Raw genomic sequence first — 13846 nt, 5'->3', positions numbered from 1 at the left:
AAGCGAGACTTAACTCTCGTCGACATCCGTGCCGATGCTGTCTTCCTTGCCGCTGAGCAACTTCTGAATGTTGCTGCGGTGGCGCCAGATCAGGATCGCGCTCATGATGATGCTCATACTCACCCAGTATTGCTCACCACTTAGCCACCAGAGGTAAAGCGGTGTCAGCACAGCGGCGGTGAGTGCCGCCAGGGACGAGATCTTGAAGACCTTGGCTATGAGCAACCAGGTACCGATCAGGGCCAGGCCCACCTGCCAGTTTAAAGTGGCAAACACGCCAAAGGCCGTCGCCACCCCCTTGCCGCCACGAAAGCCGAAAAATACCGGATACAGATGGCCGATAAAGGCGGCGAAGCCGACGACAGCCAGTACCAGTGCATCGGCACCGGCCAGTCGCGCGACCAGTATCGGGATCACACCCTTGGCCATATCGCCAAGCAGCACGATCGCCGCGGCCTTTTTGCCGCCAAAGCGCAAGACATTGGTGGCGCCGGGGTTGTTCGAACCCTGGGTGCGCGGGTCGGGCAGGCGCATGAGCTTGCAGATAATAATGGCGCTGGAAACCGAACCAAACAGATAACCGGCGAGGATGAGGCTGTAGTCGAGTATTTGCATGGGGCTATTTGAAACGCTGAGGACTCGCGGGTCAAGCCCGCAGATTAATGATTTATGCTACAGTGCGCGCATGTTTAGAGATTCAGTAAAGTAAGTACCCATGGATATTATTTTTCTGCACAACCTCAAGGTCGATACCGTTATCGGCATTTTCGACTGGGAGCGCCGCATCCGCCAGGACGTGGTCATCGACCTCGATATGGGCTCCGACATCCGCAAGGCCGCCGCCAGTGACCACATCGATGACACCCTGGATTACAAATCGGTGGCAAAACGGATTATTGCCTTTGTCGAGGCCGCCGAGTTCCAGCTCGTCGAGACCCTCGCCGAACGAATCGCCGGGATCATCCTCGGTGAATTTCCCGTACCGTGGGTGCGGGTACGTATCAACAAGCAGGGCGCCGTGCGTGGCGCCCGTGATGTCGGTGTGATCATCGAACGTGGTGACAAGGGCTAATCATGGCACGTGTCTTTCTCAGTCTCGGCAGTAATATCGACGCCGAAGAAAATATTCGCTCGGCGATCACTACCTTGCGTGAACTCTATTCCGACCTGGTGGTATCAACGGTCTATGAAAGCGAGGCAGTCGGTTTTCAGGGCGATAACTTTCTGAACCTGGTGGTGGCCTTCACCGCCGAGGAAAGTGTCGAGGTGATTAGTGAACTCATGGATGATATCGAAGATGCACATGGGCGTCGCCGCGATGCGGACAGGTTTATGGCACGAACCCTCGATATCGACATGCTGCTTTACGATGACCTGATCGATGAGGGCATGAACCTGCCGCGCAATGAGATCGAGACCTATGCCTTTGTGTTGTTGCCCCTGAGTGAACTGGCGCCGGATATGCGGCATCCGGTGAGTGGTGATACGTTTATTGAGATGTGGGAGAGGTTTGATAAGGGGGATCAGAATCTGTGGGCGACGGATATTGAGTTTTAGATTTTTTCCCCTTTCCCGCAAGGGGAGAGGGCTAGGGTGAGGGGGTAATAGGTTTTTCTTTTAGTGCTCTTTATTCTTAAGAGCTTTTTGAATTTTTAATGACAATTGTTCCTTACACGCCCACCGGGCGCGTGTTACTTTCTTTGCTCGTACAAAGAAAGTAACCAAAAGATGCCCTGACGACACTGGAAGTGTTGTAGGGTACTCATAATGAAGCCCGAAGGGATTCTTTGAGACCAGCACGCCCCGCGATTTGCTTGTTTATTCAGTTATCACTGAATAAACAAGTTCCCTCACTGCTCAGAAATTTCCGGCACACGCAGAACTCACGTATTTGCTTAACGGCTAATGCTCCCTCTGGTCGCGCCTACAAACGGGGTCGACTGCGCGCTGGCTCACAAAACCCCTTCGGGCTTCATTATGAGTACCCTAACCTTTGTCCCAAAGGTTCAGGGCAACCATCCGGAAATTTCCTGCGCGGCTCGGCTGCATCGAAGGGGATTGAAAACCTGTCCAATCAAGTACTCTGACCCTTTTGATCCCTATTCACTTTATAAACAATTGCCCTCTGGTACCTATTTCCGCAAAATGCGCTACAATAAATTTAATATGATTATGCCTCGTCGTTCTATCATTCTCATGGCCCTGGTTTTGTATAGCTCTTTGAGCTGTGCTGAAGGTATCTATCGCTGGGTTGATGAACAGGGACGTGTGCATTTTGGTGATGATGAAAAAGCCTCGCCTAAAGCCGAAGACATTTCAAAAGATATCAAACCTAATGTAGTCCCTGACTCACACCTCGGCGATTATCCGAAGGGGCTTTTTAACCAGAGTACTGGTAAAGCCAAAAACGTCACCGCCAACATTGTTAAAGGTGATCTATTCAAGCCTTTTTCCATGAGTGTGTATCGTTTACTGCCGCCGTTGCTGCCAAAGGCACGCCTGCTACACATTGAAGGCCGGCGCGATTCACTATGGTTTGCCTCGGATATTGGTCTGCTTGAATTCAATACCAAAACCGAAGAGTGGTATTTGTATAACCGTAAAAACGGTCTGCCTGGTGATACGGCCTACGATATTGCCACAGATGGCGATCGTCTGTTTCTGAAGGTGCTTAACTGGACAGGTAAAAACAGCCTTGGCGGCGGCGGGCAGTACTGGTTTGATGCGGAGAAGAATCACTACGAAAAAACCCGACTGACCATTCATCAAGTCAGGGCTGGTGGTAGTTTTACGCCAGAAAACAGCGATGCGATGGGCTATAATCCGAGCCACATATTGCATCATCGTGGTCATGTATGGATGACGTACACGGGTAATCATAGACGCACTAAGGGATTCAAGGGCGGTGGGGTTGCCATGATGCACCCACTCACCAAGCGCGGCCGTCAATTCACTACTGCTGATGGACTGGCCCATTCTTATTGTCATGGCATTACTGCCAGTGAAGATAAAAATGTCTGGGTTACACACTGGGAAGAAGAACGTGGCTTAAGTTTTATTAACCATAACGCCGGCCGCTGGCAGGTTGTTAAGAAAAGCCGAAATGGCATTGAACTCGGTGGTGTGAAGATTGCAGCAGTCGATAATTTTATTCTCATCGGTCAGCAACGTGCGCTGGTAATCTATGACAAGAAGAGTCAGCTTGCCTACTCGCTTGACGAGGCAGAAGGATTACCGGGTTATATTGTCTCTGATATTATGGTCGATAAAAACAATATCTGGGTGACGGCTTATGGCTATCACAATGGTGGCAGCGATCGCGGAGGCCTGGTCAAAATCGAGCGCGCCGAATTGCATCGCTTCTTCGAGCGCATGGTAGCGGCCGATAATGAAATGCAACAACAGAATAAACAAAACTGAAGTCCGTGTACCGACTGGACTGACCTAAATAAAACCGTACCAGAGAGCAATTATTTCTAATATTAGAAACAATTGCTCTCTGGTGCCTATTTCTAATTGCTTCGGTAATGTTGATGTAAACGTGCTGGCACAAAATGTTACGGGTGCAGGATACCTCGCTGAGCCAGCTTCATAACTTAAAGAATATGATATTTCTTGATTAAAAAGTGCTAACAAATGCAAGATTTAATGCAGATGTTAGCACTATTTAATTACTAGTTAAAAGTATTATGGATTTCCCTGGACCGCAACCCAGAAAGGAAATTTTCCAACTTCAATATTCTTCTCTACAGTCATCGTATTAGTGTTGATGACAGCAACTATATTGTCTTTAGCAACAGTGACGTAGATCCACTGGCTATCTTTACTGGCTCTTATACCGTGTGGACCATTACCAACCTTAACATTGGTGACCTTAAGTGAATTTGTATCAATCACTGAAATAAAGTCATCACCAATAGCGGCGGTCGCGACAAAGCGGCCATTTGGTGCAGTATCAATGCCACCGTGGCCGTTGCCAACTTTAATTACTTTGTTGACTTCACCACTGTCCAAATTTAGTACTGCAACATGATGAACGAAATCGCGAACATAGGCTGTTTTTTCATCTGCTGAAAGATCCAGGTTGTGCGGGCCAGTAATACCGGGGACAGGGATCACTCGAATCATTTTGCGTGAGGCAGTATCAACAACAGCAATACCGGCACCACCTTGTAAAGTAACGTACGCGAGTTTTCCATCATCAGTGAAGCGAGCATTATGTGGGCCTTTTTCAACCTGAATAGTATCAACAACGCTAAGGCTATCTAAATTGACGACACTAATGTTGGCAGAGTCTTGGTTACTAACGTAAGCAAATAAGCCATTAGGCATAACCTTGACACCTTTCGGCGCCTTGCCGACAGGGATGATTGCTATCTGTTTACCTGTTAATGCATCGAATACATATAGCATATTGCTAGATGGGCTAGTAGAAAGTACACGTTTGCCATCAGGTGTCACGGCGGTGTACAGCATGTTTGGGCCACCGTCCCATGTGTTTTCACTAGGGAACTCTTCTACCGTTGCACTTTTTTTCATTGAGATATAAACAGTTTCTGGAAATTCGTTACTTGTTGCTTTAGCCACTTTAGCTTTATTAGCGGCTGATTTCTTAACATGTGCTGATGTAGGCGCAAGGCTAGCAAAGTAGGCGCTCAGGTCATGGATGTCGTCATCTTTTAATGCAGTAACCATCGCATTCATCGTAGGGTCGATGCGTGAACCATTTTTGAATGCCTTGAGTTGCTTAATAAGGTAAAGCTCTTTTTGTCCCGCTAAATTAGGGAATAGTGGGTTGTCAGATATTCCATTAGCGCCATGGCAGCCAATGCAACTGTCGGCCTTAACTTTGCCGTTTATTGGGTCACCGCCTGCAAGGGCACTTGAACTGGCGGATGTGGACAAAATTGAAACAAGGCAGTAGCCTAATAGTTTGTTTTTCATGTATTTTTTCCTTATATATTTATTGACTGAGTAAAAACTCAATGCCGCGGTGGCTACCAAGGCGTGATGAAAAAGACATTTATTCCCCAAATTAATTAAAATACTGTTTGCGGGAATAAAATTCGATTTGGTAACGCCTTGCTTGGGTAAGGATGTATCACTTAGGAACTAGAATGACCTTATCAAGCAGGCAAAAGCACTTTCAGACGTTAACCCATCCGTGGGCGGGTAGGTTATTCGGTGCTGCACTGAGACAAACCAATGATTCTCATATCGCCGAAGATTGGGTACAAGAAGCACTATTACGTGCCTGGCGAGATTTTAGCCAACTATCAGAAGACATAACCGTTTATGCCTGGTTACTGAAAATTCTTGATCATGTGGCTGCGGATGATGTGCGCAAAGAGAAGCGTCGTCATCAACTTGCACCGGTGTTAACCGTTGAGGATAAATACTTGAACGAACATCCGTGTTCAGCACCGGGACCCTTTGAAAAAACAGTTAATCAACAAACTAATGATCAGCTTATGACCGCTGTGCAAAATTTGCCTGAAGAATTTCGCCAGGCAGTATTACTGCGTGATCTTGAAGGGCTATCTTACCTTGAAGTCGCGTATATCCTTGAGATTCCAAAAGGAACGGTAATGAGCCGCTTGTCACGTGGACGAAGAATGTTGGCTTCTGCTTTGCTAGAGTTGGAAAACAAAGAAAAGTCAGCAGACATAATGAGTATTGATGTGAGAAAAAAACGATGAACAGCCAATCAGATAATTCCATGATGAAATGGGTCAAGCTGCACGAAAGCTTGCAAGACTTATTGGCGGGCTACGCTGATAATGAACTCGATGCTCAAGACACATTAATTATTGAGGCACATTTGGCGGGTTGTGAAGAGTGCCGGCGTGATTTGTCTCGGCAGCAAGTGTTGAGTCAACGTCTTGAGTCAATTACACCTGCAAGGATGCCATCATCGCTTCAGCAGCGTATAGAAACCATGCAGTTAGAAGAATCACCCGAATCGCATTCTTGTGGGCGTCATACATGGACTGATGGTTTCTTTGTATTAAAAAATTGGTTAAATCAAATTAGCCCACAATCGCTCTTTGGCGCTAGTGGCTGGGCTGTTGCAATGGCGTTCGCTCTCGTTATGCTGTTACCATCATCGTGGCAGTCACCAAGTAGCGGCATCCCAATGATTAACGATGCGCTAGCTGAATATCATAAAATGAGTAACATGGCATTTCCAGTTTCAAGTAAAGATTCCGGCCTTGAAGCCCCCGCTCTTTGGCCTGATGCGCGAACGCTAGCGACATGGACAACTAACGTGGCAGGTGAGCCGGCACAAGTATTTGCTATACGTAGCGGTCAAAATATTGTGTTTCAGTATCAGATAAATGAAACAGTTTTATTTCGCAACCCGGTAGTCCGTCAAGCTATTGCTGATTCTGGAAACTATAAACATAGTAATAAAAAAGTAGATGTGCTCGCATTCCCGCTTAGCGATACAGGGGTGCTGGTTGTAGGGCCAACTGCGTCACTACCTACGCCAGATAAGATAGACTTTTAACTCTTCACTTAGTTATATAAATACGATTTTTTTATAAAGATAAAGCCTGATACTAAATAATGTTCTATTCAGTATCAGGCTGCTTATTATTTGCTGATGCAAAGCTGTGCAGCATCAGAATCTAGGGATTAACTTGGCTAAGCTGGCGAGAAAGTAGAAGAATTATCAGGCTTTTTAATTGAAAACGGCGACTAATAGATTATGTCTATTAGTCGCCGTTAGTAATGCTATACGTATTTTATTATGAGCATCTTGGTTTTAGACGTTCTTAACCAGCACTGGTATTTGTAAGCTCCTCCTCATCATCAGGATGAGCAATAGACAATGTATTGGTGTGGGGCAATGACTCCAGGTCTTCGCCAACATTTGCGTTAGCGTCATCATCTGGATGAATGATAGTGAGAGTGCTGGTATGAGGTAAAGAATCAAAATCTACACCAATGTTTGCGATAGCGTCATCATCATCATCAGTGGTGAACAATACATCACCCGCATAAGCTTGCACACTTGAAAGGCTAAGGCCAAGTATTGCAACACAGGTAGTGTGTAGTAATTTATTAGTATTCATATTATTTCTCCGGATGGTTATATGGGACATTGATATTAAAGCCCCTGTGAATGCCAAGGCGTTGCCACTATTAACTTTATTCCTGATATTGTTATTTAATACAGAAAAAATTTCTGTTGCTTATTAAGCTGAAGAAGAATTGAGAAAATAGTCTGTAAAAAATCTTAGGCCGTATTAGGTGGTGTATCCGATTACGGGTGAGACCTTTATCGAGATGTAGGGGCGGTTTAATAAGGGGGTTCAGGAGTTATGGGCAGTGGATCTTGAATTTTAGTTTTAGATTTTAATAGTAGGGTGTGCTTTGCGCACCAAGAGCTTTTAATCTTATTAAAGGCAGCTGTTTTTTCCACGCCGGCACGGCGCGTGTGTCTTTTCTTTGTTCGCCCAAAGAAAAGGCACCAAAAGATGCCCTGACGACACTGGAAGTGTTGTAGGGTACTCATAATGAAGCCCGAAGGGATGCTTTGAGACCAGCACGCCCCGCGATTTGCTTGTTTATTCAGTTATCACTGAATAAAGAAATCCCCTCACTGCTCAGAAATTTCCGGCACACGCAGAACTCCTCCCGTTTGCTTAACGGCTTACTGCGACTTCCAGTCGCGCCTACAAACGGGGTCGACTGCGCGTGACCTTCCGGAAATTTCCTGCGCGGCTCGGCTGCATCGTAGGGGATTGAAAACCAGTTCAATCCAGTGCTCTGACTCTTTGATTACCTTGATTCAAGTGTATTAGCAGCATCTAACTTTCCCTGTTGCCTCATTTTTTCGATCGTGGATTTATGTAATACCTTTATAAATTCATCAAAAATACACATTGCCGCTTTAGCTGTTTTAGTACTAGAGAAAATTGGTTCGGCACCCGTGCAAAATTCTTCATGATTTATTGTGCTTTCATTGGGTGAAAAATGAATAATTCTATGCCTATGTTTGATATACATTTGCACCTCAGAGATTATATTCCCACTTAACTCAAGATCTCCAAATACAACACCATATGATTTGTTATATGCTTTTTTGCATATATCCATATTTTGAAAATTCACTACTCTCTTATTAATAATGAGCTCTAATAACGAAATGCTTAATTCATCTGCTTCGGCTTCTAGTATCTCAACAATTCCACTATCAATCTCTTTTTTTGAGTAAAAAGCACTAATGAGTTGTCTTGTATTGGGTAGAACACCTTCCTTCTCCAGCTCAAGAAATCTTCTTTTAAAATATGCCTCAAAACCAGTGACTAACATAACCAATATCATATTTGCTATTAGAACTTCATGTGTATGTTCTTTTTCAGTGTTATCTATAGTGAGAGGCTCTATTGCTTTAATAGTTGATTCCCATGCTTCAAGAGAAGTTGGAATTAAAACTGGTTTTCCATTTTGATAAATAGTTATACTACTGACTCCTGCCGAGCTATTTACGGTATAAATAACACCGCTTTTATCAGAGAGGAGTGATATGTCTGAGATAACTCCTTTAGCAATAGTAAATTCTCTTTTATCACCTTCTTTTTCTGGCCTAATAAATAAGCAAATTTCATCAACATTCCACTTAATTCTAATGTTTATTGAATCTGATTCTTCTACATTATTAAGATCAATAGATGCGACTCTCGTACCACAACTAGGTGACGAGTGATAAAACTTTACTACTTTCTGTTCATCTCTCAATATTCGAAAAATATGTAGACCCGCCACCTTCTCGAAAATCAAGAAGCCATCACATGATTCATCAAATAAAAGATGATTCGTGTATTCAAATATTGCTACTCCGGCAGGCGTGCATAATGTTTTTTCTGTTTTGTCACTCACTTTAGTAGCACCCTTGAGTCTTACGTAAAGCCTATCAATTGTCAGTACGCTAATAATTACCAACCCAATAAGAATCCTGATATCAGGCCCAATAAGATCATTGCTGCGTAAATAGTCGAGTAGATAGATCCAGAACAATATCGAGAGCAGTGCCGAGGCACAGTCAACCAGAATGCGGTTAGCTATAGTAACTTCCTTGTCATTCATCAATTCGTCAAAGTGCGCCCACCGTCCACGGTGAGCACCTGCCCACTCATATAATCCGCATGTTTGATCAAAAACCTCACCGCACGGGCGATGTCTTTCGGTTCACCCTGACGCTTGAGGGCGGTGCCGGAGATGATGCGTTTCTTGGTGAAGTCGTCGATGTCGCTTTCCGGCCAGAGGATGGCGCCGGGGGCGACGGCGTTGACACGCACCTCGGGGCCTAGTTCGCGGGCGAGTGACTTGGTGAGCATGACCAGCCCGGCCTTGGCGACGCTGTAGACGGTGTGGTTCTTCAGTGGCCGTTCGGCGTGGATGTCGACGATGTTGACGATGCAGCCATGGTTGGCCTTCAGGTGCGGCGCGGCGGCCTGCGAGAGAAACAGCGGGGCCTTGAGGTTGCTGCCAATGAGGTCATCCCAGACCCTCTCGTCGATCTTGCCGACCGGGGCCGGGTAAAAGCTCGAGGCATTGTTGACCACGACATCAAGCCGGCCCCAGGCCTTGATGGCCTCGCGGACCATCTCGGTGATCTTGGCGGTCTCGTGCAGGTCGGCCTGGATCAGGACAATGGAGTTTTCCCGCTTGGCATTGAGTTCTTCCTGCAGGGCCTGTGCAGACTCACGCGAGGAGCGGTAGTGGACGATGATATTCATGCCCTCGGCGTGCAGCATGCGCGTGATGGTGGCACCAATGCGATGGGCGGCCCCGGTGATGAGGGCGACCTTGCCATTCAGGGAGGACATTGTATCGTTTGCCGACGGTGTATTATGCTCCACGAGGATCCTTTAAAGCTGTCTAATCGAAGTCTAACTGTAGCGCAAAAACTCCTGATGATGCATGCACCGAATGAAAACAAATCTGCCTTGCCCGCGCCTGGCCCCGAGGCCGCCGCACACAGTGAGCGGCTACAAACGTATATAAAGGCAGAAATACAGGCGCAGGCGGGCAGTATCCCCTTTGCCCGCTTTATGGAGCTGGCCCTGTATGCCCCGGGGCTGGGGTATTACAGCGGCGGTCTGCACAAGTTCGGCCGGGAAGGGGATTTCACTACGGCACCGGAGATCTCGGCGCTGTTTTCACAGTCCCTGGCCGTGCAGTGTGCCCAGGTGCTGGCCGCGTTGGGGCGGGCCGATGTGTTGGAAGCCGGTGCCGGTTCCGGGGTCATGGCCGCGGATATCCTCGCCGAGCTGGAACGGCTGGGGCAGTTGCCGGAGCACTATTTTATTCTCGAACTTAGTGGCGAGTTACGTCAACGGCAACAGCAAACCCTGCAAGCTAAAGTCCCGCACTTACTAGAGAAGGTAGAGTGGCTGGATGCCTTGCCCCTGCCCGGTTTTCGCGGTGTGGTGCTGGGGAATGAATTACTCGATGCCATGCCGGTAGCGCGCTTTCGTATTGAGAATGGCGAGGTGCGTGAACTTCATGTCGTGCTGCAAGGTGAGGGTTTTGCCTATCAGGGCCGGCCGGCAGGCAAGGCCTTGCTCGGTGCGGTAAGACACATCGAGGCACAACGGGGTGAGCCGTTTGCCGAGGGTTACGAGTCCGAGCTCAACCTCGCGGCCCTGGGTTGGCTCAAGAGTATCAGTGAGGTTATGCAGCAGGGGCTGATCCTGTTTGTTGATTATGGCTTCCCGGCGCACGAGTTTTATCACCCGCAACGCACCGGCGGCACCCTCATGTGTCATTATCGGCATCGTGCCCATCCTGACCCGCTGATACTAGTGGGTCTGCAGGACATCACCGCACATGTCGATTTCACCGCCCTGGCCGAGACCGCCCAGGCCTGTGACCTGGAGGTGCTGGGTTTTACGACGCAGGCGCACCTGTTGTTGTCATTGGGTATCGAACAGCGTGTCGCGCAGGCCGGCGATGTCCTGCAGGCGGCGCAGCAGATCAAGCAACTCGTCTTGCCCTCGGAGATGGGCGAGTTATTCAAGGCGATCGCCTTTGGCAAGGGGCTGGGCCAGTCTGTGAATGGCGCCCTGAGTGGTTTCTCCTTTCAGGATCAGCGTGCACGGCTATAGAATAAGGGCATGAGAATAAAAGTATGTTGATAGAACAGATCATTATCCTTGCCCTGATCCAGGGCCTGACTGAATTTTTACCCATCTCAAGCTCGGCACACTTGATCCTCGCCCCCCTGCTCAGTGGCTGGGCCGACCAGGGCCTGGCCTTTGATGTCGCCGTGCATGTCGGCACCCTGACGGCCGTGGTGGCGTATTTTCGCAAGCAACTCAGCGCCATGAGCCGTGACTGGCTTGGCTCCGTTTATACCCGTACGCACATCGGTGAGAGTCGCCTGGCCTGGGCGGTATTGCTGGGGACGATCCCGGTCGGCCTCTGTGGCCTGTTGTTCCATGACTTTATCGCCACGCAATTGCGTTCACCGCTGGTGATCGCCGTGACCACGATCGGCTTTGGTGTGTTGTTGGGCTGGGCCGACTGGCAAGGTCGACGTACACGCAATGAACACACCCTGACGGCGGGGAATGTCCTGTTTGTGGGCCTCGCCCAGGCGCTGGCCCTGATACCCGGGACCTCGCGTTCCGGCATTACCATGACCGCCGGTCTGATGCTGGGCCTGACACGTGATGCCGCGGCACGCTTTTCGTTTTTATTATCCATTCCCGTGATTGTGTTATCGGGCGGGCTGGAGACCGTGAAGCTGGTGCAGGCTGATATTGCACCGGACTGGCGGGCATTGGTTATCGGCACCGCCCTGTCGGCACTGGCTGCCTACCTGTGTATTCACCTGTTCCTGACATTTATCAACCGCATGGGGATGTGGCCGTTTGTGGTCTATCGCCTTGTCCTTGGTATCGCCTTGCTCATCGTTTTTTATTAATGTTGGAACAAAGACAACCGCTACGCCTGTTTACCTTATGGTGGTTAATCGGTGCCGCGATGTGGGTGTTTATCATCTACTCCAGCCTAAGTCCGCACCCTGTCATTGTACCCGGCCGATTCTCCGACAAGGTCTTGCACTTCTCGGGTTACTTTGGGGTCACGGCCTGGTTTGCGCAGCTATACCTGCGTGCGAGTATTCGACAAAGGCAGTTATATATTTTTGCCATGATGGGGGTGTTGCTGGAGTTCGCACAATTACTCGTCAATGAACGCAGCTTTGAATGGGCCGATATGCTGGCCAATGGTTCCGGCGTGCTGGTCGCGGGGCTGTTGATGCGTGGCCGACTCGAGACACTATTGCTCTATCTGGAAGGCATCATTCTCCGGTCGCATGGCCGTTAACACACAGCAGACCTGCCCGCGTTGTCAGCGCCACTTTCCTTGCAGGCCAGAGGCGATTGCTACCTGTCAGTGCCGTACGGTCGAGCTGAACGAGGCGCAACGCCGGCTTATCCGGGGGCGTTATCAGGGCTGTCTGTGTGCCGCCTGTCTGCAGGCCTTGCGTGATGAGATTGATGCGGGCCGGGGTTAATCGAGTGCGGCAATCGCCTCGATGCGCGCCTCGCGCAGGGCCTTGCTGATCGCCTCACCCTTGAGGCCCTGTTCGACGAAGGTCCTGGCGGTGATGGCCCTGGCCGCGACAAAGGCAGCGCGAAAGCGGTCCGCCTGGGGGTAGTCGAGGTCTTCTCGGTCCTTGCAGCCGCGGGCATCGGCAAGACAGGCAGTCAGGTACATCTCCAGACGTTCTTCACGGCGAAAGGCATCGAGGGCCTCGAGCACCTTTAACAGCGTGGCCGGTTTGATCTCGAAGGCACGGTGGCAGTGGGTGTGGTACTCGGCCATCAGCGCGGCGATGTCACGATAGTCGTTGGGGATACGCAGACGATCGCACATCTCGTGGACGAGTTTGACGCTGCTCGCCTCGTGGCCGATATGCTGCGGCCATTCTTCTTTAGGTGTGGCGCCCTTGCCGAGGTCATGGGTCAGCGCGGCAAAGCGGATGCGCGGGTCGGTGGTCAGTTGCGTCGCCTGATCGAGGACCATCATGACGTGCACACCGGTATCGATCTCGGGGTGATGCTGTTCCGGTTGTGGCACGCCGTACAGGGCATCGATCTCGGGAAACAGCCTGGCGAGTGCGCCGCAGCCGCGCAGCACCTTGAAGAAGGCCGTCGGCCGGTCTTCCTTGAGGGCCGTTTCGAACTCCTTCCAGACACGCTCGGCAACCAGGGCATCGACCTCGCCATTCTCGACCATTTTGCGCATCAGGGCGTTGGTGCCGTGCGCCACCTTGAAGCCGAATCGGGCAAAGCGGGCGGCGAAACGGGCGCAGCGCAGGATGCGCACCGGGTCTTCGACAAAGGCCGCCGAGACATGCCGCAGCATGCCTGCTTCAATGTCCTGGCGGCCATTGAAGGGGTCGATGAGTTTACCGTTGGTGTCCTCGGCGATGGCGTTGATGGTCAGGTCACGGCGGGCGAGGTCTTCCTCAAGCGTGACATCAGGCGCGGCGTGAAAGGTAAAGCCGGTATAACCCGGCGCGGTCTTGCGCTCGGTGCGCGCCAGGGCGTATTCCTCTTTGGTTTCGGGGTGCAGGAATACGGGGAAGTCCTTGCCGACCGGGGTATAACCCAGGGCAAGCAGCTCCTCGGGGCTGGCACCGACCACGACCCAGTCGCGTTCTTTGGGCTCGAGGCCGAGTAATTTGTCACGGACCGCGCCGCCAACCAGATAAATTTTCATGTGTTCAGAATACCACGCAGCGGGCTATGTGCCTGTCAGGCCAGCATGATAGCGGCATTATAAATCTCGTAAACCCGCGTATCAGCGTAATTTTGTTTGA

The 13846-nt window shown here is 49.8% G+C and carries 15 protein-coding genes; 9 read left to right on the top strand and 6 right to left on the bottom strand.

The window, feature by feature from the left end:
• Window positions 1–9 precede the first annotated feature (9 nt).
• Entirely contained in the window at window positions 10–615 is a 606-nt protein-coding gene (plsY, locus tag EL386_RS14870; protein ID WP_126457002.1) for a glycerol-3-phosphate 1-O-acyltransferase PlsY, read from the bottom strand.
• A gap of 100 nt (window positions 616–715) precedes the next feature.
• Between plsY and folB the strand changes: the two genes are divergently transcribed.
• The 3 genes from folB (at window position 716) to EL386_RS14855 (ending at window position 3420) form a co-directional block, all read left to right on the top strand.
• The gene (gene folB, locus EL386_RS14865; RefSeq protein WP_126457001.1) at window positions 716–1072 is read left to right on the top strand and encodes a dihydroneopterin aldolase; all 357 of its coding nucleotides are present in this window, start codon (window positions 716–718) and stop codon (window positions 1070–1072) included.
• Window positions 1073–1074: 2 nt separating this feature from the next.
• Window positions 1075–1557, top strand: coding sequence for a 2-amino-4-hydroxy-6-hydroxymethyldihydropteridine diphosphokinase (gene folK / locus EL386_RS14860; protein WP_126457000.1), 483 nt, complete (start codon window positions 1075–1077; stop codon window positions 1555–1557).
• Between the two features lie 420 nt (window positions 1558–1977).
• The gene (locus EL386_RS14855; protein WP_172597752.1) at window positions 1978–3420 is read left to right on the top strand and encodes a DUF4124 domain-containing protein; all 1443 of its coding nucleotides are present in this window, start codon (window positions 1978–1980) and stop codon (window positions 3418–3420) included.
• A 267-nt stretch (window positions 3421–3687) separates the two neighbouring features.
• Here the strand turns inward: EL386_RS14855 and EL386_RS14850 are convergent, their stop codons facing one another.
• Window positions 3688–4944 (bottom strand): c-type cytochrome, encoded by a 1257-nt coding sequence (locus EL386_RS14850; RefSeq protein ID WP_126456998.1) that lies wholly within the window; start codon window positions 4942–4944, stop codon window positions 3688–3690.
• Window positions 4945–5117: 173 nt separating this feature from the next.
• Between EL386_RS14850 and EL386_RS14845 the strand changes: the two genes are divergently transcribed.
• Window positions 5118–5699 (top strand): sigma-70 family RNA polymerase sigma factor, encoded by a 582-nt coding sequence (locus EL386_RS14845; RefSeq protein WP_172597751.1) that lies wholly within the window; start codon window positions 5118–5120, stop codon window positions 5697–5699.
• Window positions 5696–6511 carry an anti-sigma factor family protein gene (locus tag EL386_RS14840; protein ID WP_197722118.1) on the top strand — a complete coding sequence of 272 codons (816 nt, stop codon included), beginning with the start codon at window positions 5696–5698 and terminating at the stop codon, window positions 6509–6511. The genes EL386_RS14845 and EL386_RS14840 overlap by 4 nt, the downstream gene beginning before the upstream one ends.
• Window positions 6512–6779: 268 nt before the next feature.
• Here EL386_RS14840 and EL386_RS14835 read toward each other — a convergent pair whose 3' ends face one another.
• From EL386_RS14835 to EL386_RS14825, 3 genes are all read right to left on the bottom strand, one after another.
• The gene (locus tag EL386_RS14835) at window positions 6780–7079 is read right to left on the bottom strand and encodes a hypothetical protein (RefSeq protein WP_126456996.1); all 300 of its coding nucleotides are present in this window, start codon (window positions 7077–7079) and stop codon (window positions 6780–6782) included.
• Between the two features lie 709 nt (window positions 7080–7788).
• Window positions 7789–9096 carry a hypothetical protein gene (locus EL386_RS14830; protein WP_126456995.1) on the bottom strand — a complete coding sequence of 436 codons (1308 nt, stop codon included), beginning with the start codon at window positions 9094–9096 and terminating at the stop codon, window positions 7789–7791.
• Window positions 9096–9839 (bottom strand): pteridine reductase, encoded by a 744-nt coding sequence (locus EL386_RS14825; RefSeq protein ID WP_172597750.1) that lies wholly within the window; start codon window positions 9837–9839, stop codon window positions 9096–9098. The genes EL386_RS14830 and EL386_RS14825 overlap by 1 nt, the downstream gene beginning before the upstream one ends.
• An 87-nt stretch (window positions 9840–9926) precedes the next feature.
• Between EL386_RS14825 and EL386_RS14820 the strand changes: the two genes are divergently transcribed.
• Genes EL386_RS14820 through EL386_RS14805 form a run of 4 tightly spaced genes read left to right on the top strand, consistent with a single transcriptional unit; the run spans window position 9927 to window position 12535 of the window.
• Window positions 9927–11120: a class I SAM-dependent methyltransferase gene (locus tag EL386_RS14820; RefSeq protein WP_338057549.1), complete on the top strand. Its 1194-nt coding sequence runs from the start codon at window positions 9927–9929 to the stop codon at window positions 11118–11120.
• Between the two features lie 23 nt (window positions 11121–11143).
• Window positions 11144–11941, top strand: coding sequence for an undecaprenyl-diphosphate phosphatase (locus EL386_RS14815; RefSeq protein ID WP_126456994.1), 798 nt, complete (start codon window positions 11144–11146; stop codon window positions 11939–11941).
• Window positions 11941–12345 (top strand): VanZ family protein, encoded by a 405-nt coding sequence (locus EL386_RS14810; protein WP_126456993.1) that lies wholly within the window; start codon window positions 11941–11943, stop codon window positions 12343–12345. The genes EL386_RS14815 and EL386_RS14810 overlap by 1 nt, the downstream gene beginning before the upstream one ends.
• The gene (locus EL386_RS14805; RefSeq protein WP_126456992.1) at window positions 12335–12535 is read left to right on the top strand and encodes a cysteine-rich CWC family protein; all 201 of its coding nucleotides are present in this window, start codon (window positions 12335–12337) and stop codon (window positions 12533–12535) included. Before EL386_RS14810 ends, EL386_RS14805 begins: the two co-directional genes overlap by 11 nt.
• Here the strand turns inward: EL386_RS14805 and EL386_RS14800 are convergent.
• Window positions 12532–13746: a multifunctional CCA addition/repair protein gene (locus EL386_RS14800; RefSeq protein WP_126456991.1), complete on the bottom strand. Its 1215-nt coding sequence runs from the start codon at window positions 13744–13746 to the stop codon at window positions 12532–12534. The genes EL386_RS14805 and EL386_RS14800 overlap by 4 nt on opposite strands.
• Window positions 13747–13846: the final 100 nt, after the last annotated feature.

The sequence above is a fragment of the Sulfuriflexus mobilis genome (assembly GCF_003967195.1).
In the GTDB taxonomy this organism is placed as follows: domain Bacteria; phylum Pseudomonadota; class Gammaproteobacteria; order AKS1; family AKS1; genus Sulfuriflexus; species Sulfuriflexus mobilis.
This window is presented reverse-complemented; position numbering and strand designations above follow the sequence as displayed.